Source organism: Aliivibrio thorii, assembly GCF_057368585.1.
The window spans coordinates 976492-1000822 of sequence record NZ_CM170654.1; the positions used below are offsets into that span (position 1 = coordinate 976492).

Genomic DNA, 24331 nt, shown 5'->3' on the forward strand with positions numbered 1-24331 from the left:
TAAAGTAAAAATATTCAATGTGGGTTGAAATTGGTATTTTTTACCCCCATTTTCTTAATATTAAAGAAGTAAACTTAAGAGAGAATTATTATGTTCGGTGGAAAAGGCGGCATGGGCAACTTAATGAAGCAAGCCCAGCAAATGCAAGATCGCATGCAGAAAGTACAAGAAGAAATCGCAAATACAGAAGTGACTGGTGAATCAGGCGCAGGTCTTGTTAAAGTAACGATCACTGGCTCTCACAGTGTTCGCCGTGTTGAGATTGATCCAAGTTTAATGGAAGAAGACGAAAAAGAAATGCTAGAAGATTTGATCGCAGCAGCGTTCAATGATGCATCTCGTCGTATCGAAGAAACACAAAAAGAAAAAATGGCTGGTGTTACTGGTGGAATGCAAATGCCACCGGGCTTTAAAATGCCATTTTAATTTATCTTAAATGATAAAAATCAAGACAGATTATTCGTATTTATCTTGGTAAAATTAGGCGGCTAAGTGGCTGCCTTTTTCTTTTCTGGAATATAAAAAAACTATGCGTACAAGTGGTTTATTAGAACAATTAATGGAATCGTTACGATGTCTTCCGGGGGTTGGTCCAAAATCAGCTCAACGAATGGCATTTCATCTTTTGCAGCGTAATCGACAGGGTGGAATGCAATTAGCCGATTCTCTCTCTCGCGCTATGTCTGAAATCGGTCACTGCTCTGAATGTCGAACATTTACAGAAGAAGATACCTGTTCTATTTGTTTGAATCCAAAACGTCAAGCTAGTGGTGAACTGTGTATTGTTGAAAGCCCTGCAGATATTGTTGCAGTAGAAGCAACAGGACAATTCTCTGGACGTTATTTTGTACTTATGGGGCACTTATCCCCTCTTGATGGTATTGGTCCTAGTGATATTGGATTAGATTTATTCGATCATCGCTTAGGTCGTGGTGATATCAAGGAAGTCATTCTGGCAACGAACCCGACGGTTGAAGGTGAAGCAACTGCTCATTATATTGCAGAGTTATGCCAAGAACACCAAGTAAGTGCTAGCCGAATCGCGCATGGTGTCCCTATGGGGGGAGAGTTAGAGTTAGTTGATGGCACAACGTTATCTCATTCTATTTTGGGTCGTCAGAAACTTTACTAAGAGTAATTAAGCGCGTAGCTAATTGGAGTGTTCCACCACTGAATGCTCCAATAAGATGAGCTTCTGTTGCGACTTTTGCATTGATAAGAGAAATGGTTGAAGCACTTGCTCCAAAGTATTGCTCCCAGCAAATCTTAGTGATAATACCAATTAACAATAACCACCCAGTGTTGCGTTTTTGTTTTATGTCTTCAATTGCAGCCCAAATAAATAAGCCATGTAATACACCAGATAATCCAACATAGGATTGGATAGGGGACAGTAATAAAAATACCCCTGTGATTAAGCTTATAAAAAACAATAGACCCCACAATTTTTTTGGATTTAATATGTCCTTAAAAATAAAACAAAATACCATTAGTGCGGCAGCATTCATTATTAGGTGAGCAAGATTAGTATGGGTAAAGTTACCAGTAATTAATCGCCAAACCTCGCCTTGTAAAATTAAGCTTCTATTCCAAACAAAAAAATCAGATACCGGAGTCAGCTGTGCAATACCAAGTGCAACTAAAACGGGAAAGAGTAATTTTAACAAAGCAAAGGTTCCTTGTGATTCGATTTTGTCTTCAATGCCTAAAAACAAAAAAAGCCTGCATCTGTGAGTGGATAAAGCCAATCTTAACAGAGGTTGAACTCATCATACTACAGCATCCAACAGAAGCTAAGCGACCATTAGGAACGGCTAAAATTTTATCGTTAAGTTTAGCTAATTGCCGTACTTTTATCGGTGAAAACTTTACTGAGCATACGGAGTTAAACCAATTATTAGACGATGATAAATATCAACACCAAGTTCTATTTTTAGATGGAACTAGCCAAGCAATTTCATCGACGTTGAATTATCTTGAGAAAAAGCAACGTGTAATTTTATTAGATGGCACATGGAAAAAAGCGTATAAAATGTGGCAACTTTCAACCAATTTGCATGCGTTACCAAAAGTACATCTTGATACTGAATTATCTGGTAATTATCGAGTTCGTAAAGCACCTAAAGATAATGCGTTATCAACAGCAGAAGCGGGTTATCACGTGTTGAGCCAACTGGATAGTGACGTAAGTAATGGTAATGATACGGAGAAATTTGATTCGATATTAACGGCATTCGATAACATGATTGAATTTCATATCAGTCAAATGCCTGAAGGGGTATACCAAAAGAACTACCGCTCAGAGTAGTTCTTTGGTTATTGATATCAAGGTGTGGTTTATCACCGTTAAATAGGAACAAATAGCTGATTATATAAACGTTGGGCATAGCCATCGGTCATGCCTGCAATATAATCAGCGATGACACGATGAGCATTCCCACCAGAAGCGATTGCCTCTTGCCACTCTCGTTTATCATTTTCAGGTAATAAACGTTCAGGATCTGAATTCAACGCATCAAATATTTCCATTACAATTTGTTGACCTTTGTATTCGATTCGCTGCATTTCAGAGTTATGAATGACGTACTGACCAACAAACTTTTTAAGGACCTCTAAAGCATAGGTCATTGAAGGACTCAAATATGCGTTCCAGCGGAGCAATTCTGACTCGAATTCAGGTTCTTCTTCAAAGGTTGTTTTCTTAATCGTAATCGAAGTCAGTAATGCATTTACGATACTGCCAATACCATCTTTACGTTTATATTGCAGACCTGAAAATAACTTATCGCTGATAGTTTCAATGTTTTCTTCAAACCATTCATCTCCGCAGTCCGCAAGTTTGCTGGCTACTGATTCTTGCCACTGATTTCGAGTGACAATTCCCATCACAATTGCATCTTCTAAATCATGAACACCATAAGCAATATCGTCAGCCAATTCCATAATAGAGCAATCAATAGATTTAAAGCGTGTTTTTCTATGGCTATCATCGTCTTCTTTTTGGAAGCGAAGTGTCGATAAAAGCGCTTTATCGTGATCTGATAATGGCGATAAAATCCAATTTAAGATTTGCTCGTCATCACGATAGATCCCTTTTGGTGGATGCCACTCAATGGATTTTAAATGACGTAGATTAGTGACATCTTCAGGGCGGAATGTTGAATGAACTTGATCTAAAAAAGCGGGATATTTTAAAACACCAAGCAGAGTTCTTCTCGCTAAGTTCATCCCGAAATGTTCAGTATAAGGTTCTAATTTACTTAATATGCGTAAGGTCTGCCCGTTACCTTCAAAGCCGCCATGGTTACGCATCATATAGTTAAGTGCGATTTCACCGCCATGACCAAAAGGAGGGTGGCCAATATCATGGGCCAAACAAATACTTTCCATCAAGCTTGTTGAGGTTAATAGGTTGCGGAATTCAGGTTGTCTTAATTTTAATTGAGCGACTACACCAGTACCAATTTGTGATACTTCTAGAGAGTGTGTTAAGCGTGTGCGGTAAAAGTCATTTACGCTGCCTGGCCCATGAACTTGAGTTTTTGCTTGCAGGCGACGAAAGGCAGCTGAATGAAGAATTCGGGCACGATCCCGTTGAAAAACGCTGCGCTGATCATTACGACGTAACTTTTGTTCGTTACTGATGCGATCTTCCCAATGTGGGAATAGAGTAATATCGATTGTTTTATTCATTATTATTGTTCTCGAAGTTATTGCTACCCCTATATCATTACAGGCTTGGTAAAAAAAGATCAACGACTTATTTGAAAAATAGAGCCAGAACACATTGTGAAATTATCATTATTTAGTTCATTAAAGTGGGTTGCTATAATCAAGTTCACTTTGTTATATGGAATATAGAGCATGAGCAGTGTCGTTAATTTACCGTATGAATTTGAACAGCTTCAACAGGCATATCAAGCGTCGCCATATTCTTCAAAAGAAGAACGACTCTTTTTACTCAATGAGCTGAAAACGTCGTTATTATCAGAAAAGAAAAACGCGGTTGAAGCCTTAGAAAAAGATTATGGCTATCGTAGTCAGTTTGATTCAACAATCTGCGACTTAATGCCGTCAATACAGCATATTAACTACACCACTAAACGCTTACCCAAATGGCTTAAACCTCAAAAACGTCATGCGGGTTTATTGCTCTCGCCTTCTAAATTACATATTAAATATCAGCCTCTAGGGGTTGTAGGCGTTATTGTGCCTTGGAATTTCCCTATTTATCTGAGTATTGCACCAATAGTAACGGCTATCGCCGCGGGTAACCGTGTGATGGTGAAATTAAGTGAATACACACCAGAGACCAATCAAGTGCTTCGCCGAGTATTTGCCTCTATTTCCGAACATATTTTCGTTGTCGAAGGGGAGGGAGATGTAGCTGCTGAATTTTCTCAACTTCCTTTTAATCATCTTTTATTTACGGGCTCGACTCAGGTTGGAAAATTAGTTGCCAGTGCTGCAGCCAAAAACCTTACGCCAGTAACGCTTGAACTTGGAGGGAAGTCTCCAGTAATCGTTGCGGAAGATGCGGATTTAATCTCGGCGGTTGATGCCATTATGTTAGGGAAATCGATGAATGCAGGGCAAATATGCGTTGCGCCCGATTATATTTTTGTTCCAAAAGAGAAGGTCGATAAATTTATTGCGCTTTATTCTCATCGTTTTTTACAGGCTTTTCCTGAGAAAAAAGGACATCGAGAATACAGTCATATTATTAATCAAACGCAATATGACCGGTTAACTCGCTATTTAGAAGACGCTGAAGGTAAGGGTGCAAAAATTACCTCAATTGGTGAGCCAGAGAAAACTCAAGGACGGTCATTTTTACCTCGTATTGTAACTAATGTGAATGACGATATGCTGCTAATGAAAGAGGAGGTTTTTGGTCCTATTTTGCCTATTATTGGATATCAACATATTGAAGAAGCCATTAGTTACATTCAAGATCGTCCGCGCCCATTAGCACTGTATATCATGTCTTTGGATAAAGAATTGATTAAAAAGATTAGCCAAAATACACACAGTGGTGGAATAGCTATCAATGACACGACCATGCATGTTGCTGCAGATGATGCGCCTTTTGGTGGTATTGGAGACTCAGGAATGGGCAGTTATCACGGCATTGAAGGCTTTAAAACCTTCTCCCATGCTAAAACAATATTGAGCACCCCAACTTGGTTACCAAGAGCAAGATTGTTGTTAAAGCACAAAAAATTGATGCTTAAATTACTAAGTCGGCAGTTTATGAGGTAATAGTTCTAATTTAGACGCTATTGGAATGGCTTAACGGTTGGCAAATGAGGGGAACAGTCGTATGATCTGTTTCCCTTTTTTAATGTGAATGATGACCCTTTTTATGTCTCAGCATCAACCTGTCCAAGGTGCGTCTTGGATGTTAACCGCAGGCCTTGCCTTTGCGATAGTTAACAGCATTGCTCAATACGTGAGTATGAACTTTGGTTTACCATCAACCATGGTTGCTTTGGTTCAATATGGGATTGCGTTGATCGTCATCTTGCCTTATTTACGCACATTAGGGCTTCGTAATTCGCTCCGAACTGAACATTTTGGAATGCATGCGTTACGTGTATTTTTATCCGTAATTGGTATTCAACTTTGGCTATGGGCTCTGGCGTATCCAGTACCAATTTGGCAAGGTATTGCACTGTTAATGACATCCCCTTTATTTGCAACTATTGGTTCTGGCTTATTCTTAAAAGAAAAAGTGGGTGCAGCTCGCTGGTGTGCAACGTTAGCTGGATTCGCGGGTGCAATGATCATTCTTGAGCCATGGGCAGATAGTTTTACATGGGCTACGTTACTGCCCGTTGGTGCAGCATTCTTCTGGGCGTGTTATTCACTAATGGTTAAGAAAATGTCAGCAAATGATTCTCCATCAACCATGGTGGTTTATCTTTTAGTTCTTATTACCCCTTTTAATATTTTGCTCGCATTACCTGATTGGCATACGCCAAGTGGCATGAATGTATGGTTATTACTTTTTGGTGCTGGTGTGATGACGGCATTAGCTCAGTGGGCAATAGTAAAAGCATATGCAGTCGCTGATGCGTCATTTGTGCAACCGTTTGATCATGCAAAATTACCATTGAACGTGTTAGCGGGTTGGGTGGTATTTGGTTGGGCACCACCAGGGCGTTTATGGTTAGGTGCTGTGATTATTATTGCTTCAGTTGCTTTTATTACGCAATGGGAACGTAAGAAGAAAACGGTTATTAAATAGCGTTACTTTCTATTAATAACGAGAAAGCCGATTCAATTAACATTAACGTTAGATTGAATCGGCTTTTTTATTTAGTCGTATTCTTAAATTAGGTTAGGTTTACTTCACTGCATCTTCAAGAATTTGACGAGATACCTCAAGAGTGATTGCTTGGTTTTCACCTAGAGCTACCATACCATGAGCTTCTAGTTGTTTAATGATTGCATCAATTGCTGTTGCTTTATCATCACCGTGCTCAGTTAATTCTGTTGGAGAGTTCAGGCTGTGGTAGAACGTTTCGATCTCAATGATAGTGCGTTCTGCTAAATCATCAGAAGCGTCTAAGCCAAATACGTTTTTACCCATTTTCTCTAGTTTCGCACGTTTTGCTTCGATTTGATTACGAAGTAAAGACGGTTGAATGATAGATAAAGAACGAGCGTGATCTACATGATAAAGGGCTGTTAGCTCATGACCAATCATGTGAGTAGCCCAGTCGTGGGGAACACCAGTACCAATTAAACCGTTTAATGCTTGGTTTGCTGTCCACATTAGATTTGAACGCCATTCGTTGTTGTCACGGTTTTCGTATTGCTCACCAAGAACTAATAGATTACGAAGTAGAGTTTCAGCGTAGCCATCTTGAACCATTGCACCCACAGGCATAGTTAGGTACTGCTCACAGGTATGAACCCAAGCATCAACTAAACCATTTGTTAATTGGCGCTCTGGTAGTGTTTTCATTGAATCAGGATCAAGCACTGCGAATTTTGGTTGTACTGCTGCCGCCATGAAAGGCAGTTTCGTTTGTGTTGATTTTTGAGTAATAACCGCGCCTGAGTTCGATTCAGATCCTGTCGCAGGGAGCGTTAAAATAGCACCTAAAGCAACCGCTTCTATCACGGTGTGTTTACCAATTAAGATATCCCAACCGTTACCATCGTATTTTGTTGCTGCAGCGACGTACTTCGAACCATCGATGACAGACCCCCCACCCACAGCAAGAATGTAATCAACGTTCTCAGCTTTAGCGATAGCAACTGCTTTATCTAATGTTTCAACTGTTGGGTTTGGCTCAACACCTGAAAACTCAATCCAAGAATGGTTAGCCAATGCTGTAACCACTTGGTCATAAACACCGTTGTTCTTGATAGAACCTCCGCCATAAATGACTAATACTTTTTGATCTTGTGGAATAGATGTAGCGATTGCTGCGATTTGACCTTGGCCAAAATGAATTTGAGTAGGGTTAACATAAGAGAATTTCATTGCTGTACCTCATTGGTTCCAAAAGGTGAATATTCTGTTTGCGACAGAATTTATTATTTCAATAAGTGCATATTAGTATTCAATGGTGGTATTAGAAAGGTGAATTTCTGCATTTTTATTGCCTATTTCTACAATTTTTGGTATTTTGGGAAAAGAAATTGATAGATGTGATCTTGATAAGATAAAGGAGCGGTGATGAAATCTCTTGGTGAATTAATGCAAAGTTATGCCGATCGTTATGGTTTTAATGATCTGGAAGGTATTAGAGAAACTGCAATACCAAACGTGTGGTTTTACCGAAGTAGTAAAGGAAATCAACGACAACCGTTTGTCTATCAATCAGGCATTATTGTCATGGGGAAAGGGCACAAGCATATTCATATTGGCAATCAACCTGTGCACTATGGGCCTGACGATTATCTGGTTGTCGGTGTGCCAATGCCATTAGAATGTGAAGCCTTTCCTGAAGATGACAGCCCATTACTTGGTTTAACAATTAATGTTGATTCAACCTTACTTCATCGCTTAGTTAATGAGCTTGAGGTCGCTAATTTTCAAGCTCCAGACAAATCGAATCAAGATGGTTTTGGGCTAACATCAGTAAAAATGGCTGATGACATGCTTGATAGTTGTAAGCGCTTAATGTTGGCGTTACACAGTGATCTTGATACTAAGTTACTCGGTGAATCTCTATTAAATGAGATCGTATATCGGGTTCTTACTGGTACAGAAGGGCATGTATTATTCAACTTAGCACATCATGATGGGCAATATGCTCGAGTGGCTAAAGCGATGAATAAAATGCATCAATCGTATGCCGATGGGTTAACTGTTCAGCATCTAGCAGAAGAAGCGAATATGAGTGTTTCTGCGTTTCATTCTGCTTTTCGCAAAGTCACGCTAGAGTCTCCGCTACAATATTTAAAAAAAGTACGTTTAAACAAAGCCAAAGAGTTGATTCAACTAGAAGGGCGACGTGTTAATGATGCCGCTCATTCTGTCGGTTATACCAGTACATCACAATTTAGCCGAGAGTTTAAACGTCATTTTAATATGACACCTAAAGGGTGCGTCGCTTAGTTTAGATAAAATAGGAATTTAAATATGTCAAATGTCGTATTTATAGCAACAAGCTTAGACGGGTATATCGCGGATAAAAATGGAGGGATAGATTGGTTACATACCATCCCTAACCCAGAAGGCAATGACATGGGGTATGCTAAGCATATAGATAGTATTGATGCGTTGGTGATGGGGCGCAATACGTTAGATATGGTATTGAGCTTTGGTATCGATTGGCCTTACTCAAAACCTGTTTTTGTATTGAGCACCACGATGACTTCAGTGCCTGAAGGATATGAAGATAAGATTTTTTTAGTGAAAGGTGCGCTAGTAGAAGTATTGGCGGATATTCATGCAAAAGGATTCAAAAATTTATATATTGATGGTGGTGTAACCATTCAGAATTTCTTAAAAGAAGATCTGATTGATGAGTTAATTATTACTACTATACCTGTGCTTTTAGGTGGCGGTTCTCCGCTATTTGGTGATTTAAACGCTCCCTTAAATTTTAAGTTCGTCAAGAGTGGCTCCTTTCTTGGTGCTATCGTTCAGAACCATTTTATACGAGAGCGTTGAAATATTTTTGATCATTAATTTAGTCCTGAATATTCTTATTTTTGCCATTTAACTCCTCGTTATTTATTTCTGTAGAGTTGAGATTGAGTAGTGAAGACATATATAAAATAGCCTCAACTTCAAGCCAATTTTTTGTTATGACTAATTTCGATTGATAATAGTCTTTAAGGGCTGTTGTGTGTGTTGTTGATAATAATTTCATAATAGAACCTACAGTTATTATTGAATAATACCAATTCTATTAATTACCTGATCATTTAATTAGCTACATTGGTATAAGCAAATTATTTCAAATTATAAGGAAGTAAAAAAGAGAGGGTATTTTTATTTTTTCTTCCTGTTATCTTTATTTTTAGCTGTAAATCTACTCAAATTAGCTGTATTTTCTTTAAATGAGGATGTTGGTTGCTAAAGATAGGTGATATTTTGATTGAAGATAAGTTAGCTCAGTATTATTTCCGAATGGTCAAATTAGGTGTTAGAACTGAGGTGTTAATTACCTTAAATGAGGTCGCCGATCTCGTTTTTACCAGCGCGAGGCATTGTCGTACGATATTAAAAGAAATGAGTCGTTTAGGTTGGCTAGAATGGCGACCGAAAGTGGGTCGAAATCAGCGGTCTATTCTTTACTTAAGCTTTCACATTGACGAGCTAAAGTCAGAATTAGCTAAGATAATGATCTCGAATGGTAAATATGAAAAAGCCTTATCTTTAATCAACAATGATCGTGCTTTGTTTGGTGCATTACTCCAAAACACATCTGGTGTGGTTCGACGTGAAGGGCAACTACATATTCAACTTACTTATCGCCGTTCTTTCTCTACATTATTACCACATCGTTCTTTAAGAAACAGTGAACGCTTTCTTTTACGCCAGGTTTATTGTTGTTTAACTCAGTGTGACAGCAATGGGGTACTTTCTTCTCAATTGGCACATCATTGGGTTTATAATGAACAATCGTATCAATGGCGCTTTTATTTACGTCCGGATTTGTCTTTTCATGATGGAAGTGCCATTACCGCAGAATGCATTGTGGAACTATTCCAAAAATTAAAAGTGTTGCCGGAATATCAAGACGAACTGGCACATGTTGTCGCTATATCTGCAAGCAATTCTCACTGTATTCAATTTCAACTAGATCAACCTGATTTTGGTTTTGTCGGACTACTGGCGGATGCTCGTTATTCTATTCAACCTGTCTCTCAATTATTTTCATCAAAAGCAATTGTCGGTAGTGGTGCTTTTCAAGTAGAAGAGCATTCAGAAACTCGATTACAACTGCAGGCTTTTGACCGATATTATGGCTGTAGAGCATTGGCCGATACGGTCACTATATGGAAGGTGATGAGAGATTCATTAGGCAAAATAGGAATGAAAAGCGGTGGTGCTGATTTAAGTAAAGAAGGGGAATGCACCCATTACCTTGAAAAGAATGAAGACAATAAAAAAGTTAAAAATAATGAGGTAAGAACACGAATTGAAGATGGATGTTTACTTGCACTTTTTAACCATAATTCAGGGTTATCATTATTACAGCGTAAATATTTAAGTCAGATTTTAGCGCCTGATAAATTGCAGGAACAATTGGTCCAATCTAGAGGTAAAATAGAAGCTGTGCCTGCGTATAATTTACTTCAGCATTGGATGAAAACGATTCATTCTCCTTCGGACAAACAAGAGTTACCTGATACTTTAACCATTGCAGTATTTGACCATCAAGCTTTGTTTAGATGCGCGAGCATTATTATCGAGCTATTAAATCAGGTTGGAATTAAGTGTGAAGTTAATAGTTATGTGTTTGATGATTTTTATCAAAAGGCGAAAGAAAATACATTGCTTGAAGACATCATTTTAACTAGCTTAGATTTAGATGATAATCGCCCTACATCTGTATATCGTTGGCTCTTATCCAATCCAATTTTACATCAAAGCCTTTCTGCTGATATTAAGGTGTGGTTGAAAGCAGAGTTAATTAATATTAGAAGCGAGAGTCAATTAGCGGATTATTTAGGGAAATTAGAATCTGTTGCTTCAAGTATGATCAGTGACTATAGGTTATTGCCTTTATTTCATCATAGACAGACTCTACGTTTTCAGGGCGTGCTTAAAGGGGTTTCTATTACAGGGTGGGGCTGGCCTGCGATTCAAGATGTGTGGACTGAGGATTAATGAGAATAAAAAATGCCTGCATTGAATGCAGGCATTTTTATTTTAACTAGAAAAGTTATTGTTTATAAGTATGTAAGAAACGCTCTAAACGACCAATTGCTGTTTCTAAATCATCAACACGAGGCAGTGTTACGATACGGAAGTGATCCGGTTTTGGCCAATTAAAGCCAGTACCTTGCACTAGCAATACTTTTTCTTTAATTAGGAAATCCAGTACAAACTTCTGATCATCTTTGATTTTGTACATTTTTGGATCAAGTTTCGGGAATAAATACATTGCGCCTTTTGGCTTAACACAACTTACACCAGGGATTTGTGTTATTAAATCATATGCTTTATCACGTTGTTCTAGTAAACGTCCACCAGGAAGCAGAAGTTCATTGATACTTTGATAACCACCTAATGCAGTCTGAATTGCGTGTTGCATTGGTACATTGGCACACAAGCGCATAGAAGCCAGCATGTCTAAACCAGCAATGTAACCTTGAGCGTGATCTTTAGGACCATTCAAGAACATCCAACCACCACGGAAACCACATACACGGTATGCTTTTGATAGACCGTTGAAAGTTACAGTTAAAATATCAGGAGCAAGAGTAGCAAGAGTCGTATGAACTGCACCGTCATAAAGTACTTTATCGTAAATTTCATCGGCAAAGATAATCAGATTGTTTTGACGGGCAATCTCAACGACTTGCAATAAGAAATCACGACTGTATACCGCACCCGTTGGGTTATTCGGGTTGATTAATACAATCCCTTTGGTATTTGGCGTGATTTTCTTTTTGATATCATCAAGGTCAGGATACCAGTCAGCGCTTTCATCACACATGTAATGAACTGGTTTACCACCAGAAAGCGCAACAGAAGCTGTCCATAATGGATAATCTGGTGCAGGAACCAGCATTTCATCACCATTATTTAATAGCGCTTGCATTGCCATTACGATAAGTTCAGATGCTCCGTTACCGATGTATACATCTTCAACGTCTAAATCTAATAAACCACGGCGTTGATAGTGTTGAACGACCGCCTTACGAGCAGAATAAATGCCTTTTGAATCACAGTAACCTTGTGATGTTGGTAGGTTTTTAATTACATCAACAAGAATTTCATCAGGGGCATCAAAACCAAACGGGGCGGGATTTCCGATGTTTAGTTTAAGAATTTTCTGTCCTTCTTCTTCCATTCTTTTAGCATGTTTAAGAACTGGACCGCGGATGTCGTAGCATACACTGCTAAGTTTTGATGACATTCCAATATTTTGCATGGTGAAACCCTGATAAAATGAAAAACGTTATACCACCAAATTACACTATTTTTAGGAGACTGAGAAATAATTTTTAGAAAATAATCATGTAAAAAAGGGCTCTACAATATTTCCTACTAATTTATGGGGAGTTTCTGATTCATTTGTAGTGAAAGTAGAGATTATGAGCGGAATTAGGCAAAATAAAGGATAATTTACTTTGTTTTAGATTTTCACAAAAAATAAAAATTTGATAAGAGTTTTATTTTTTATACATACAATTGATGTGAATTATTTTTTATTTTGTCACCTTTTGCTAGAATCACCAATTCATACAAGGAAATAACAAGCAATTCCGCTTGTGCAATACGGTGCCATGATGGCTGAAAACGATCAAGAGAGGTTAATTTGTCCACTTTTCAAAATGCCATTGAATCGATTCGTCATCAAATAGCGCAGGCAACGTCATTTCATACGATCTGTCTTGAGTTAGATTGGTCTGTTGGTGATCAACTGATTGATTGGCTTGAAGCTCAACCTGTTTACCCTAAATTTTATTGGCAGTCTCGTGATGGCCAAGAGGAAGTCGCGGTATTAGGCCAAGTAAAAACATTCACAGACCCAAGTGCAGCACAACAAGTATTAGCTCCACAACAGCGCATTTGGGGAGGACGTTCGTTTGATGGTCGTACCGAGCGTAATCGTCGTTGCATGTCATCATTCTTCTTTTTGCCGCAAGTTGAGATCTCACGTTTAGCGTCATCATGGCAGATCATGGTGAACTTATCAGAAGACAATAGTCGCTTGCTATCGACATTAAATAAATTATCTGAGAGTTTTATCTCGTTGTCTGAATTACATTGTCGAGTGACACAACGTATCAATACGCCAGAAAAAGCGGATTGGACCAATATGGTCAATAAAGCACTGACGGCCATTTCAAATAAACAGTTTGAGAAGGTAGTGCTAGCACGAAAAACGACACTGACGTTAGATCAAAATTTATCTTCTGCGCAGTTTTTGAAAGCCAGTCGTAAAGCAAATAGTCACAGTTTCCATTTTATGATGGCATTAGACAGTGAACACTGCTTCATTGGCTCAACACCAGAGCGCCTATATGTACGTAATGGTTATGCACTAAAAACTGAAGCGTTAGCAGGAACTATTGGTCGTGGGTATGACGAAGAAGAAGATAATCAATTAGCATCATGGTTAATTTCAGATAAGAAAAACCAATATGAAAACCGCCTAGTGGTGGATGACATTGTTAATCGATTATCTAAGTTTAGCTTGTCTATGAATGTGGCTGAAACATCTGAGCTAGTGAAACTGCGTAAAGTTCAACATTTAAAACGCCCAATCTCTGCTGAAATAAACAGTGATTGTAGTGATTCACAATTGCTTGATAATTTGCAGCCCACAGCAGCTATCGCAGGATTACCTCGAATGTCAGCATTGGACTTTATTATTGATAATGAACCTTTTGCCCGCGGTTGGTACAGCGGTGCCGTTGGTTTTTTAAGTCAACAACGCAGTGAATTTTGTGTTGCGATTAGAAGCGCATTAGTGATGGGAAATAAATTACATTTGTTTGCTGGCGCAGGGATTGTTCCAGGTTCTGAGCCAAGCAGCGAATGGGAAGAGTTAGATAGAAAAACATCCACGTTATGTACCTTATTAGAATCTGATATTTCTATAAATTCAGATATCACGGAGTCGCAAGTCGCATGATGCAACCAGAGCAGCAAATAATGCTAAACCAAGTTTGGGCTGAGTTGATTATTGAAGAGTTAGTTCGAAATGGAGTGAAGCATATTTGTATTGCTCCGGGATCTCGCTCAACCCCATTAACACTTGCTGCTTCAGAGCACGCACATTTATCTATTCATACACATTTTGATGAGCGAGGGTTGGGTTTTTTAGCGCTTGGTATTGCCAAAGCCTCAAATGAAGCAGTTGCTGTTATTGTTACTTCTGGAACAGCTGTCGCTAATTTATTGCCTTCTGTCGCGGAGTCGGGTCTAACAAAAGAAAAACTGGTGTTGCTTACTGCTGACAGACCGGTTGAGTTAATTAATTGTGGTGCAAACCAAGCAATCAATCAGCAAAGTATATTTACATCTCATGTTTGTCATTCTCTACAATTGCCTTCACCAAGTCTTAATGTTCCTGCACAATGGTTATTAAGTCGACTTGATCAAGCATGCTTTACACAGCAACAACAGGGTGGGTCTATTCATATTAACTGTCCTTTTCCTGAACCGTTTTATGGTAAAAAAGACGAAGATCTTCTACGTGATTATCTTGCACCTATTCAAGCGTGGAAAGCTGCATTCTCTCCTTATATTGAACAACCGACCTATTCCTCAAATGTGACCGTATCACCTCAATGGATGAAAGTAGCACAAAAGAAAGGGATGGTTATTATTGGTAAAGTGACGTTAGAAGAAGCACAAGCGGCTGCGGCATTAGCAAAAGAGCTAGGTTGGCCAGTGTTGGCAGACCCACAATCAGGTTATTACTCATCGTGGGCTCATTACGATTTGTGGCTGCAAAATCAGGCATGTGAAGAGCTGCTTGCTGATGTGGAGTGCGTATTGCAATTTGGAGCTCGTTTAGTTTCTAAACGCTTAGCTGCATGGTTAGAAAAATACCAACAAGATTATTACTTGATTGACCCACACGCAGAATTACTCGATGCAAGTTATCATTCTCATGTACGTTATCGTGCAGAGATCACGATATGGTGTCAGGTACATACCCAAAGTTTAGAGGAGCGAGGTTGTTTCTTTGATCACGCACCATTATTAGAGTGGAGTGAGTCACTTAAAGTTGCTTCACAAAATGCGCTCACGTTAGCGCGTTCAATGGTTTGTCATAGTGAAACATTATCAGAATTAAGTTTTGCGCTTAGCATAGGCCAAAAAGCTGAATCGTGTGATTGGTTTATAGGTAATAGCTTAATTGTTCGATTGTTAGATATGGTTGGAGAATTAAACCAACAACATACCTATACCAATCGTGGCGCGTCAGGTATTGACGGGCTTGTTGCTACGGCCGTTGGTGTTCAGTTGGCAAATCAACAGCCTTTATTGGTGTTAGTTGGTGATACCTCATTGCTGTACGATTTGAATTCATTAGCATTACTAAAGCAAGCAATGGCTCCCGTTGTATTGATTGTAATGAATAATGATGGTGGCGGTATTTTTGATTTATTGCCTGTTGATGAGAAGAAAAAAGATGACTTCTATCGTATGCCGCATCAGTTAGAGTTTAGCTATGCCGCAGAGATGTTTAGTTTGAACTACCATAGGCCAGAAACACTAACTTGTGCTATGTCTATGATAAATGAGGGCCTTAAAGAGGGGCTTCATTTAGTTGAAATTAACACACCATCGGGCCAAGTGGGTGAAGAGCTAACTCGTTTATTCCAAACGATTAAACATGCCACTTTATTCTAAATTAAGTGTGCCAAAAGAAAATACGACGCAATCTTGTGTCGTATTTTTGCATGGGTTATTAGGGTCAACTCAAGATTGGGATGAGGTTGTTTCTGGTATTGCTCAATCATATCCTGTGTTATTGATTGATTTACCCGGGCATGGACTGAGTAAATCAATAGTATTGGATGAAATTTTAGGATTTGAGCAAACATGCCAATTTATTGTTGAATCATTGCAGCAAACACCGTATCAATCGTTTGTTTTTGTTGGTTACTCTTTAGGTGGGCGAGTGGCTATGTATTTGAGTTCGTACTTTGAATTGCCGTCATCAATTTCTCTTTGTGGTTTATGTATTGAAGGTGGCAATTTTGGTTTGCGCTCAGAGAAAGATAAACGAGCTCGACTTAATCACGATATTCAATGGGCAGAACGATTTGAGCAACAACCCATTGCTGATGTTTTAGACACTTGGTATCAACAAAAAGTATTTTCTTCACTAAACCCTGAGCAAAAACAAGTTTTAGTCACTAAAAGAAGTGATAACCTTGGTCACTCAATTGGAATGATGTTGAGATCGACGTCACTCGCTAAGCAACCGTACTTGCTTGATGCTTTACATCGTAGCACCATTCCTATGCTTTATATTTGCGGCGAAGCAGATAACAAATTTCAACACTTGGCTGAGCAAAGTCAATTAACGTATCAAATCATTGCTCAGGCGGGTCATAACGCTCATGTGGAACAGCCCGAACGCTTTACACATGTACTTAATACATTCTTACAACAATGGAAATAAAACCCATGGCAAGAACTGTTGGCATTTCAGAACAAGAACTTTACGCTCCAGTAGATTGGACAGACTGCACCGCTCAATACGAAGACATTCAATATCATAAATCGGCTGACGGCATTGCGAAAATCATTATCGCACGTCCACAAGTACGTAACGCCTTCCGTCCTGGTACGGTTAAAGAGATGATTGATGCATTAGCTGATGCTCGTTATGACGAGAAAGTTGGCGTTATTATTCTTACCGGTTTAGGTGAAGACGCGTTCTGCTCAGGTGGAGATCAGAAGATCCGTGGCGATTACGGTGGTTATCGCGATGACAGTGGTACACACCACTTAAACGTATTGGATTTCCAGCGTCAAATTCGTACTTGTCCAAAACCAGTTATTGCTGCTGTTGCAGGTTATGCTGTTGGTGGTGGTCATGTTCTTCATATGATGTGTGATTTAACTATCGCAGCAGAGAATGCTCAATTTGGTCAAACGGGCCCTAAAGTAGGTTCTTTTGATGGTGGATGGGGTGCCTCTTACATGGCTCGTATCGTTGGTCAAAAGAAAGCACGTGAAATCTGGTTCCTTTGTCGTTTTTATGATGCTCAAGAAGCATTGGACATGGGCCTAGTAAATACAGTTGTTCCTGTTGCTGATTTAGAGAAAGAAACCGTTCGTTGGTGCCGTGAGACACTACAACATAGCCCAATGGCACTACGTTGTCTAAAAGCAGCATTAAATGCAGATTGTGATGGTCAAGCGGGTCTTCAAGAGTTGGCGGGTAACGCGACAATGATGTTCTACATGACTGAAGAAGGTCAAGAAGGCCGTAATGCATTTAATGAAAAGCGCCGTCCTGATTTCGACAAATTTCCTCGTAATCCATAAGCGATACGATCACTTATCTTCATAAGTTTAAGAGGCTCGGTTGAGTCTCTTTTTTCTTTTATTGGTTGGAGTAACAGATGAAAACAGCCAAGATATATCAGTACCAACTCCCTATGGACAGTGGAGTTATCCTTCGTGAACAACGTCTTCAGCAACGAGATGGATTGGTTATTGAACTAAGTGATGGAGCACGCTTTGGTAAAGGGGAAATAGCTCCTCTGCCTGAATTTAATCAAGAAACCTTAGAACAAGCACGTGAAGACCTACAGTCAGTAACTCAAGCTTGGCTAAATGGTGAAGAGTTAGATCTAGATGCGAACTGTCCATCAGTTGCATTTGGCTTTAGCATGGCACTGTTAGAACTTGAAGGCGGCTTACCACAAGACGGTAACTATCAAGCTGCTCCTTTGTGCTCTGGTGATCCTGATGATTTAGTTGTTAAACTGAATGAGATGAGTGGCCGAAAAATAGCAAAAATTAAAGTTGGGTTATATGAAGCTATTCGTGATGGCATGGTTGCTAATATGTTCTTAGAACTGATCCCCGATCTTTCTTTACGCCTTGATGCGAACCGTGGTTGGACACCGAAAAAAGCAGAGCAGTTTGCTAATTATGTGAATCCACAATTCCGCTCACGTATTGAGTTCTTAGAAGAGCCTTGTCATACACCACAAGAAAGCCTTGAGTTTACTGAAGCTACAGGCATTGCGATAGCTTGGGATGAAACCGTGCGCGATGATGGTTTTGAAGTAACAGCCCAAGACGGCGTGAAAGCAATTGTGATCAAACCAACAATGGTAGGCTCAATTGCTAAATGTATCGAACTTATTGAGAAAGCTCATCAATTGGGAATGCAAGCAGTGATCAGTTCGAGCATTGAATCAAGCTTAGCATTAACGCAGCTTGCACGACTTGCAGCTTGGAAAACGCCTGACACTATCCCAGGATTAGATACGATTGATTTGTTTAAGGCACAATTAGATACCGCATGGCCTAATTGCACATTACCAATGATTACTTTATCAGAGCTTAACGTCGTATGGGAAAACTGATCTCACCACTCTTCACAACATGGCCTTGGATTAAATGGGGTGAAGAGCGTGAACTAGAAATCGCGCTTCGTGATGGAGTTAACGTATGGACATGGTCTGAAGTACTAACGCAGATTAACCGTTATGCTAATGGCTTATTACAACAAGGCGTTAAACGTGATGATGTCGTTGTTGGCGTCGCTAAAAATAGCATTGAGCTGATTTGGTTGCAGCTTGCGTCGATTCGTATTGGAGCTCATTTTTCAGCGATCAACCCAAAAACGCCAACAAAAAAATTGCATCAACTTGTAACGAGTATTTCAGCGAAACATATTTGGTTTGGCGAGGGGCAAGAAACCATTTCAGGCACGTGGCATCATCTGCAATTAATTAATGCGGACTATGGTGTTATTGCAACGACATGGCAACCAGCTCGTTTAGCCACATTGACCTTTACATCAGGTTCTACTGGTTTACCAAAAGCGGTTGCTCATAGTGCAAGCAATCACCTACATTCAGCGTCTGGATTATTAAGTTGGATGCCGTTTGATACTTCTGATTCGTGGTTGTTGTCATTGCCGTTATTTCATATATCAGGCTTAGCGATTGTGTGGCGTTGGTTACTTTGTGGTGCGACATTAGTGATGCCTTCCGAAGATGGATTATTGAATGACTTGTCTGGGGTCACTCATGCCTCATTAGTTCCAACACAATTGCAGCGTATTCTTGCTAGTAGTGACGCATCTCGTCTGGCTTTAAAGCGTGTTTTACTTGGTGGCTCTGTTATTCCAACCGAGCTAACGGATAGAGCTAAAGAAAATGGTATTGAGTGTTGGTTGGGCTACGGTATGACAGAGATGTCTTCCACAGTGACAGCCAAGTTGGCAGATGGTCTATCTGGCGTTGGCCATGTACTTCCTTATCGTGAATTACGTATCGAAAAAGGGGAAGTCTTGGTTCGAGGTGAGGCCTTAGCATTAGGTTATTACCGTTCGGCTGGGGTTATGAGTATTACCAATGAAGATGGTTGGTATCAAAGTAATGATCTTGGTCATGTTGAAGGGGCAGAACTTCATATTCAGGGCAGAGCTGACAATATGTTTATTTCTGGTGGTGAAAATATTCACCCTGAAAAAATTGAATTAGCGTTGTTAGCACATGATGCTATTGAACAAGTGATCGTTGTTGATGTGTCAGATGACGAATTTGGTCAACGCCCTGTTGCTGTTATTAAAACGACAGAATCGATTAGCCATGACGAACTGCATTCTTTCTTAAAAGAGAAGTTAACTCAGTTTGAGTGTCCAATTCGCTATGAAACTATGCCAGAACATTTACTTGGAACAGGTTTGAAAATTTCCCGTCCACAAGTAAAAGAGTGGGTTAACTCATTGGCAATCACCGCGTAATTGAATTACTTTTTCACGCATTACGCTTGATGTAGCTAGATGTGGTGGTACGGGCTCTCCGGCTACCACTTCTATTTTTGACCAACAGCGACTTGGTCGTTTTAATATCGCTTTCCCACCGTGACGGCTAAAGAAGCTCCCCCATAAACCACATAATGCCATTGGTATTACTGGCACTGGCGAACGCTTCAAAATAATGTCTATCCCTCGTAAAAATGCACCAACTTCACCATTGTGAGTTAATACCCCTTCTGGAAAAATTAACACGATTTCACCGTTAGATAACGCCTGTTCGACATCGAAAAATGCACGACGAATAGAGCCACTTTTTGACGCATTAATAGGAATTACCTTGGTTAGGCGAAAGAAGTATTTAACCAAAGGTAATTCTGCATACTCTTCTTCCATTACAAATCGAATAGGGCGTGGGCACGCGCCACTTAGAATAAAAGCGTCCATATAAGTAATATGGTTACAGACTAATAAAGCGCCGCCTTCTTTTGGTAAGTTCTGTAAACCTTGGTGTTTAACTCGATATAACGTATGCGTGAGTGCCCATAATAAAAAACGAATGACAAAGACAGGTACTTTACAGAGTAAAAAGAGTGTGACAACGCCATTTAATGCGGCTAGCAAGATGAAAAACTGAGGAATAGAGAGCTCTAAAACAGACAAGCATACAATCCCTAGAATGGCGCTAGCAACCATAAACAATGCATTATAAATATTATTAGCGGCAATGATTTGTGCACGATGTTTAGCTTCAGGACGTTTTTGAATCAATGTGTATAAGGGAACAATAAATAAACCACCGGAGATCCCTAAAAAGAATAAATTAATAAAAACAGGCCATAAATCAGGGTGGCGAAAAATCGTGATGAAGCCTGTAATATCAACCGGTGATGCTGGTGTATATAAAGCAAGGTTTAGACCGAAGATGGTAATGCCTAGGCAGCCTAAAGGAATAATACCAAGTTCGACTCTGTGTTTGGATAACAGATCACAGCCAAGTGATCCCATTGCAATTCCAATAGAAAATAAAGCTAATAAAACGGTTACCGTAATCGCATTATCATTGAGATGTAAATGTGTAAAGTTTGGGAATTGTGTTAAATAGCTTGCCCCAAGAAACCAAAACCAACTGGTCCCCATAATAGAAAGAAATACAGTACGGTCTTGTTTGGCAATGCGGAAAGTTTGTTTTGTTTGTTTAATAGGTTGCCATTTAAAACGTAAATCTGGTGCAAGCGCTTCTGCATAAGGAATTGAACGACTAGCGAGATACCCTAATATAGCAAATAGAACGACGGCACCTGCTGCGATGTATTCTGAATGTTCTTGTGATGTGATAAAACCTGCAGCAATAGTCCCGAATAAAATAGCGAGAAAAGTACCTGTTTCAACCAAGGCATTACCAGAAACGAGTTCTTCGTCTTTTAGTTGTTGAGGAAGAAGGGCGTATTTAACCGGACCAAAAAAGGCAGATTGCGTTCCCATTAAAAACAAAAGAATTAGCAGTAAAGTGTAATTTTGAAGAATAAAAGCAAGAGCACCAAACAGCATAATGATAATTTCAGCTAGCTTTACTTTCCTAATGAACGCTGATTTTTCATATTTATCTGCAAGGATCCCTGCGGGTGCAGAAAAAAGAAAGAAAGGGAGAATAAATAAACCAGCAGCAAGGTTAATAAATAAATTGGAAGAGATGGGTAAACTATCAACACTGGCAAAAGCGACAAATAATAGTAGGGTATTCTTATAAATATTGTCGTTAAATGCACCGAAAGATTGAGTCAAGAAGTAAGGTAAAAAACGACGTTGAGTTAAGAGTTTGGCTTGCTTCGCCATGAAAAATCCCTTTAATTATAAAGCTAGTGTTGCTTCCACTGATTAATATAATTCAATAGTAGATTATCAATGAGCAGATGACCATCAATAGGTGTTGATGAAAACAGTAAATCATCTAAGCTTAATAACGTAATTCCGTGAACACTGGCCCAAATAACGCGACTACTTTGTTCTATCTCATTTTGTTCTTTAATTGGATTAATGGTTTTAATTATCTCTTCAAGTACGCCCATCATTTGGCTAATACGGTTCTTTTGCCAATCAGGTAAGGCCTCGCCATTCATATTATGTTGAAATACTAAACGCCAACGATTAGGGTGCTGCTGAGCAAAATCATAATAACAGTAGGCAATGGCTTTTAATGCTTCTGCAGGTGTAGCGCTGTTTTCGAGCCCTTGATTTACTTGCAACATAATCTCATCTAAGGTTTGAGCAATCGCGCGCAGCAGCAATAAGTTATAACTACCAAAAATATTAACTAACGTACTCGGTACGTAGCCAATGCTTTTTGCCAGTTTTCTTAAGCTAAGTTCGTGATGACTATGCTCACCAAGAAATACCTTTACATTCTCCAAGGCCATGTGGCGTATTTCGTGATGGGTATGGTCGTTTCTGCGAGCCATATAAACCTAATTAGATAATTATGAACAATGTTCTTAATTTTAAATGTATCTGTCGATTCTTCAAGTAAGAGTTTTATCAATTAGGGCACAAAGCACAATGTTGAGAATAAAATAGAGGGTTTTTAACACTCTGAAACATACTCATGTATTTTAATGCTCCCAATATGAAGCGAGGCAGGCTATTATCAGGTCAAATTATTTTAATATAGTAAAGGAATAGACAATGAAACGTCTTCTATCTATTGCTGCCCTAATGTTTGTTTTTGTTCTTTCTGCGCCTCATGCAGAAGCAAAGAAATTTGGTGGTGGTAAATCATTTGGTAAGAGCTTTAAAACAGCACCTGCACCAAAACAAAAACAACAAAATACAAATACCATTGGTAAACAAGATACAGCTAAAGGCGCATCAAGCAAAAAAGGCTTGATGGGGGGATTACTTGGTGGTCTTCTTGTTGGTGGTCTTTTAGCATCAGTCTTTGGTGGCGGCGGCTTTGAAGGTATCCAATTTATGGATATCATCATTATGGCGGGTGTTGCATTTGTTCTGTTTAAGCTTTTCCGTATGTTTATGGCATCGAAAGCAGGCAGCATCAATCAGAGGCAAGGGACCGCATATGCCGGCCCACAAGCCTCTCATAATGAGCAACCAAGCTTCCGTGATAACCAACAGTATTTCCAAGGTGAACAAGCACAATCACAGCCTACAGGTGGTTTTGGTGCTCCAGCTGCTGATGAAGTACCGCACAACTATCCACCAGGTTTTGATCTGCAAGGTTTCATCAACGGTTCTCGTGAGCATTATCGTATTTTGCAAGGAGCATGGAACCATAACCAACTTGAGACAATTCAAGAGTACGTATCAATCAGTCTGTATAATGACTTGGTTCAAGAGCGTGCAAATCTTGAAGGTGCGCAGCACACAGATGTAATGTTTGTTGATGCAGAAGTAGTGCGTGCTGATCATGATGCAAACAGTGCACAGCTAAGTTTGCAGTTCTCTGGTCGTTACCGTGATTCAGTAGAGGGCGTTGAAGAAGCCATTACTGATATCTGGCACTTAGAGCGCGATCTTACACAACCTAATGCACCTTGGTTGATTATTGGTATTCAAGCTTAAATGCTTAATAATTTGATTAAAAAATATCCTCATAGCGAGTAATCCTATGGGGATTTTTTATAGGTGTGATCTAGCTCTGTTTTAATCTTTTAAAGACAGTCTATGCTGAATTCAGTTAATAAAATAAGAGAGATATATTATGCCATTTAATAAAGACATCGTTGAAGAAATGAATCTTCTCAAGCAATTCCCACTAGAAAGCACTCAAGCGGGTTTAAAAGTTCATTCAGACGCAGCACCCGAAGCAATCAAAGCAATGAAGCGTCTTTTCGAGAAAGGTTTGGTAACACAAGAGGACGGTGGCTACTTAACAAGTCACGGTACTGAAATTTCAGAGCAAGTACAAAACGTAGTTCGCGTTTTATCGTAACTTCTATACATAGAAGTTAGAGCGTCATTGACTCTAGTTCAGTGATGGTTTGAATAGCTTGTTCAGGTGTTGACCCACATACATCAGGGCAAGCTTTAAATTGATGACATACCTTTGGGCGTTCAGTCTTGCCAAATAACTTGCATAAGTTCTCATCGTTTAATTGTACACAGCGAACACCAGCTGGCTTTCCATCAGGCATTCCAGGAATAAATGACGTAATACTTGGCGCTATACAGCAAGCTCCGCAATATAATCTACATTCCAT

25 protein-coding genes are annotated in these 24331 nt (G+C 39.4%); 16 read left to right on the top strand and 9 right to left on the bottom strand.

What is annotated here, in order from left to right; genetic code table 11:
- Positions 1-90: 90 nt before the first annotated feature.
- A complete protein-coding gene (locus AC2IP4_RS04440) occupies positions 91-426 on the top strand; it encodes a YbaB/EbfC family nucleoid-associated protein (RefSeq protein WP_060991399.1) in 336 nt (111 codons plus the stop codon).
- A 103-nt stretch (positions 427-529) separates the two neighbouring features.
- A complete protein-coding gene (recR, locus tag AC2IP4_RS04445) occupies positions 530-1132 on the top strand; it encodes a recombination mediator RecR (protein ID WP_105055081.1) in 603 nt (200 codons plus the stop codon).
- On the opposite strand, the gene rrtA is transcribed toward recR, so the two are convergent.
- Positions 1104-1667 (bottom strand): rhombosortase, encoded by a 564-nt coding sequence (gene rrtA / locus AC2IP4_RS04450; RefSeq protein WP_375320875.1) that lies wholly within the window; start codon positions 1665-1667, stop codon positions 1104-1106. The genes recR and rrtA overlap by 29 nt on opposite strands.
- A gap of 14 nt (positions 1668-1681) precedes the next feature.
- On the opposite strand from rrtA, the gene AC2IP4_RS04455 reads away from it, so the two are divergent.
- Complete coding sequence (locus AC2IP4_RS04455) at positions 1682-2308, top strand: tRNA-uridine aminocarboxypropyltransferase (protein WP_375320874.1); 627 nt, start codon at positions 1682-1684, stop codon at positions 2306-2308.
- A 38-nt stretch (positions 2309-2346) separates the two neighbouring features.
- Here AC2IP4_RS04455 and AC2IP4_RS04460 read toward each other — a convergent pair whose 3' ends face one another.
- Positions 2347-3693 (bottom strand): anti-phage deoxyguanosine triphosphatase, encoded by a 1347-nt coding sequence (locus tag AC2IP4_RS04460; protein ID WP_375320873.1) that lies wholly within the window; start codon positions 3691-3693, stop codon positions 2347-2349.
- 171 nt (positions 3694-3864) lie between these two features.
- Between AC2IP4_RS04460 and AC2IP4_RS04465 the strand changes: the two genes are divergently transcribed.
- Entirely contained in the window at positions 3865-5262 is a 1398-nt protein-coding gene (locus tag AC2IP4_RS04465) for a coniferyl aldehyde dehydrogenase (RefSeq protein ID WP_486310593.1), read from the top strand.
- A 103-nt stretch (positions 5263-5365) separates the two neighbouring features.
- Positions 5366-6250 carry a DMT family transporter gene (locus tag AC2IP4_RS04470; protein WP_486306597.1) on the top strand — a complete coding sequence of 295 codons (885 nt, stop codon included), beginning with the start codon at positions 5366-5368 and terminating at the stop codon, positions 6248-6250.
- Positions 6251-6349: 99 nt separating this feature from the next.
- Here the strand turns inward: AC2IP4_RS04470 and AC2IP4_RS04475 are convergent, their stop codons facing one another.
- Positions 6350-7498 carry an iron-containing alcohol dehydrogenase gene (locus AC2IP4_RS04475; RefSeq protein WP_375320870.1) on the bottom strand — a complete coding sequence of 383 codons (1149 nt, stop codon included), beginning with the start codon at positions 7496-7498 and terminating at the stop codon, positions 6350-6352.
- A 195-nt stretch (positions 7499-7693) separates the two neighbouring features.
- On the opposite strand from AC2IP4_RS04475, the gene AC2IP4_RS04480 reads away from it, so the two are divergent.
- Positions 7694-8578, top strand: coding sequence for an AraC family transcriptional regulator (locus AC2IP4_RS04480; protein ID WP_486310594.1), 885 nt, complete (start codon positions 7694-7696; stop codon positions 8576-8578).
- 24 nt (positions 8579-8602) lie between these two features.
- Complete coding sequence (locus tag AC2IP4_RS04485) at positions 8603-9136, top strand: dihydrofolate reductase family protein (protein ID WP_375320868.1); 534 nt, start codon at positions 8603-8605, stop codon at positions 9134-9136.
- Between the two features lie 19 nt (positions 9137-9155).
- Here the strand turns inward: AC2IP4_RS04485 and AC2IP4_RS04490 are convergent, their stop codons facing one another.
- Positions 9156-9338: a hypothetical protein gene (locus AC2IP4_RS04490; protein ID WP_375320867.1), complete on the bottom strand. Its 183-nt coding sequence runs from the start codon at positions 9336-9338 to the stop codon at positions 9156-9158.
- Positions 9339-9541: 203 nt separating this feature from the next.
- Here AC2IP4_RS04490 and AC2IP4_RS04495 point away from each other — a divergent pair, with 203 nt between their 5' ends.
- Positions 9542-11305, top strand: a complete 1764-nt coding sequence (locus AC2IP4_RS04495; RefSeq protein WP_375320866.1) for an SgrR family transcriptional regulator — start codon at positions 9542-9544, stop codon at positions 11303-11305.
- A 55-nt stretch (positions 11306-11360) separates the two neighbouring features.
- Here the strand turns inward: AC2IP4_RS04495 and AC2IP4_RS04500 are convergent, their stop codons facing one another.
- Both AC2IP4_RS04500 and AC2IP4_RS04505 read right to left on the bottom strand, forming a co-directional pair.
- Positions 11361-12575, bottom strand: a complete 1215-nt coding sequence (locus tag AC2IP4_RS04500) for a pyridoxal phosphate-dependent aminotransferase (protein WP_105055071.1) — start codon at positions 12573-12575, stop codon at positions 11361-11363.
- 248 nt (positions 12576-12823) lie between these two features.
- Positions 12824-12970 carry a hypothetical protein gene (locus AC2IP4_RS04505; RefSeq protein ID WP_181044580.1) on the bottom strand — a complete coding sequence of 49 codons (147 nt, stop codon included), beginning with the start codon at positions 12968-12970 and terminating at the stop codon, positions 12824-12826.
- On the opposite strand from AC2IP4_RS04505, the gene AC2IP4_RS04510 reads away from it, so the two are divergent.
- From AC2IP4_RS04510 to menE, 6 genes are all read left to right on the top strand, one after another.
- Positions 12963-14285 carry an isochorismate synthase gene (locus AC2IP4_RS04510; protein ID WP_375320864.1) on the top strand — a complete coding sequence of 441 codons (1323 nt, stop codon included), beginning with the start codon at positions 12963-12965 and terminating at the stop codon, positions 14283-14285. The genes AC2IP4_RS04505 and AC2IP4_RS04510 overlap by 8 nt on opposite strands.
- On the top strand, positions 14282-16015 hold the full coding sequence (gene menD, locus AC2IP4_RS04515) for a 2-succinyl-5-enolpyruvyl-6-hydroxy-3-cyclohexene-1-carboxylic-acid synthase (protein WP_375320863.1): 1734 nt from the start codon (positions 14282-14284) through the stop codon (positions 16013-16015). Before AC2IP4_RS04510 ends, menD begins: the two co-directional genes overlap by 4 nt.
- Positions 15999-16793, top strand: a complete 795-nt coding sequence (gene menH / locus AC2IP4_RS04520) for a 2-succinyl-6-hydroxy-2,4-cyclohexadiene-1-carboxylate synthase (protein WP_486310595.1) — start codon at positions 15999-16001, stop codon at positions 16791-16793. The genes menD and menH overlap by 17 nt, the downstream gene beginning before the upstream one ends.
- 5 nt (positions 16794-16798) lie before the next feature.
- Positions 16799-17665, top strand: coding sequence for a 1,4-dihydroxy-2-naphthoyl-CoA synthase (menB, locus tag AC2IP4_RS04525; RefSeq protein ID WP_375320861.1), 867 nt, complete (start codon positions 16799-16801; stop codon positions 17663-17665).
- Between the two features lie 77 nt (positions 17666-17742).
- Complete coding sequence (gene menC / locus AC2IP4_RS04530) at positions 17743-18717, top strand: o-succinylbenzoate synthase (protein WP_375320860.1); 975 nt, start codon at positions 17743-17745, stop codon at positions 18715-18717.
- Complete coding sequence (gene menE, locus AC2IP4_RS04535; RefSeq protein WP_486310596.1) at positions 18705-20105, top strand: o-succinylbenzoate--CoA ligase; 1401 nt, start codon at positions 18705-18707, stop codon at positions 20103-20105. Before menC ends, menE begins: the two co-directional genes overlap by 13 nt.
- On the opposite strand, the gene AC2IP4_RS04540 is transcribed toward menE, so the two are convergent.
- Positions 20085-21953: an MFS transporter gene (locus tag AC2IP4_RS04540; RefSeq protein WP_486310597.1), complete on the bottom strand. Its 1869-nt coding sequence runs from the start codon at positions 21951-21953 to the stop codon at positions 20085-20087. The two genes, menE and AC2IP4_RS04540, sit on opposite strands and share 21 nt — an antisense overlap.
- Positions 21954-21976: 23 nt before the next feature.
- On the bottom strand, positions 21977-22576 hold the full coding sequence (locus AC2IP4_RS04545; protein ID WP_375320857.1) for a TetR/AcrR family transcriptional regulator: 600 nt from the start codon (positions 22574-22576) through the stop codon (positions 21977-21979).
- A gap of 223 nt (positions 22577-22799) precedes the next feature.
- Here AC2IP4_RS04545 and AC2IP4_RS04550 point away from each other — a divergent pair, with 223 nt between their 5' ends.
- Positions 22800-23693, top strand: a complete 894-nt coding sequence (locus AC2IP4_RS04550; RefSeq protein WP_375320856.1) for a Tim44 domain-containing protein — start codon at positions 22800-22802, stop codon at positions 23691-23693.
- Between the two features lie 139 nt (positions 23694-23832).
- Positions 23833-24063 (top strand): TIGR02647 family protein, encoded by a 231-nt coding sequence (locus tag AC2IP4_RS04555; RefSeq protein ID WP_060991377.1) that lies wholly within the window; start codon positions 23833-23835, stop codon positions 24061-24063.
- 16 nt (positions 24064-24079) lie between these two features.
- Here the strand turns inward: AC2IP4_RS04555 and AC2IP4_RS04560 are convergent, their stop codons facing one another.
- On the bottom strand, positions 24080-24331 hold the full coding sequence (locus AC2IP4_RS04560; RefSeq protein WP_375320855.1) for a YkgJ family cysteine cluster protein: 252 nt from the start codon (positions 24329-24331) through the stop codon (positions 24080-24082).

Excerpts from the sequence above, each read along its gene's own strand:
- AC2IP4_RS04460 (WP_375320873.1), bottom strand. The coding sequence starts at position 3,693 with ATGAATAAAACAATCGATATTACTCTATTCCCACATTGGGAAGATCGC.
- menC (WP_375320860.1), top strand. The coding sequence starts at position 17,743 with ATGAAAACAGCCAAGATATATCAGTACCAACTCCCTATGGACAGTGGA.
- menD (WP_375320863.1), top strand. The coding sequence starts at position 14,282 with ATGATGCAACCAGAGCAGCAAATAATGCTAAACCAAGTTTGGGCTGAG.
- AC2IP4_RS04480 (WP_486310594.1), top strand. The coding sequence starts at position 7,694 with ATGAAATCTCTTGGTGAATTAATGCAAAGTTATGCCGATCGTTATGGT.
- menB (WP_375320861.1), top strand. The coding sequence starts at position 16,799 with ATGGCAAGAACTGTTGGCATTTCAGAACAAGAACTTTACGCTCCAGTA.
- AC2IP4_RS04475 (WP_375320870.1), bottom strand. The coding sequence starts at position 7,498 with ATGAAATTCTCTTATGTTAACCCTACTCAAATTCATTTTGGCCAAGGT.
- AC2IP4_RS04555 (WP_060991377.1), top strand. The coding sequence starts at position 23,833 with ATGCCATTTAATAAAGACATCGTTGAAGAAATGAATCTTCTCAAGCAA.
- AC2IP4_RS04500 (WP_105055071.1), bottom strand. The coding sequence starts at position 12,575 with ATGCAAAATATTGGAATGTCATCAAAACTTAGCAGTGTATGCTACGAC.
- recR (WP_105055081.1), top strand. The coding sequence starts at position 530 with ATGCGTACAAGTGGTTTATTAGAACAATTAATGGAATCGTTACGATGT.
- AC2IP4_RS04540 (WP_486310597.1), bottom strand. The coding sequence starts at position 21,953 with ATGGCGAAGCAAGCCAAACTCTTAACTCAACGTCGTTTTTTACCTTAC.
- AC2IP4_RS04440 (WP_060991399.1), top strand. The coding sequence starts at position 91 with ATGTTCGGTGGAAAAGGCGGCATGGGCAACTTAATGAAGCAAGCCCAG.
- AC2IP4_RS04470 (WP_486306597.1), top strand. The coding sequence starts at position 5,366 with ATGTCTCAGCATCAACCTGTCCAAGGTGCGTCTTGGATGTTAACCGCA.
- AC2IP4_RS04485 (WP_375320868.1), top strand. The coding sequence starts at position 8,603 with ATGTCAAATGTCGTATTTATAGCAACAAGCTTAGACGGGTATATCGCG.
- AC2IP4_RS04560 (WP_375320855.1), bottom strand. The coding sequence starts at position 24,331 with ATGGAATGTAGATTATATTGCGGAGCTTGCTGTATAGCGCCAAGTATT.
- menH (WP_486310595.1), top strand. The coding sequence starts at position 15,999 with ATGCCACTTTATTCTAAATTAAGTGTGCCAAAAGAAAATACGACGCAA.
- AC2IP4_RS04490 (WP_375320867.1), bottom strand. The coding sequence starts at position 9,338 with ATGAAATTATTATCAACAACACACACAACAGCCCTTAAAGACTATTAT.
- menE (WP_486310596.1), top strand. The coding sequence starts at position 18,705 with ATGGGAAAACTGATCTCACCACTCTTCACAACATGGCCTTGGATTAAA.
- AC2IP4_RS04550 (WP_375320856.1), top strand. The coding sequence starts at position 22,800 with ATGAAACGTCTTCTATCTATTGCTGCCCTAATGTTTGTTTTTGTTCTT.
- AC2IP4_RS04545 (WP_375320857.1), bottom strand. The coding sequence starts at position 22,576 with ATGGCTCGCAGAAACGACCATACCCATCACGAAATACGCCACATGGCC.
- AC2IP4_RS04465 (WP_486310593.1), top strand. The coding sequence starts at position 3,865 with ATGAGCAGTGTCGTTAATTTACCGTATGAATTTGAACAGCTTCAACAG.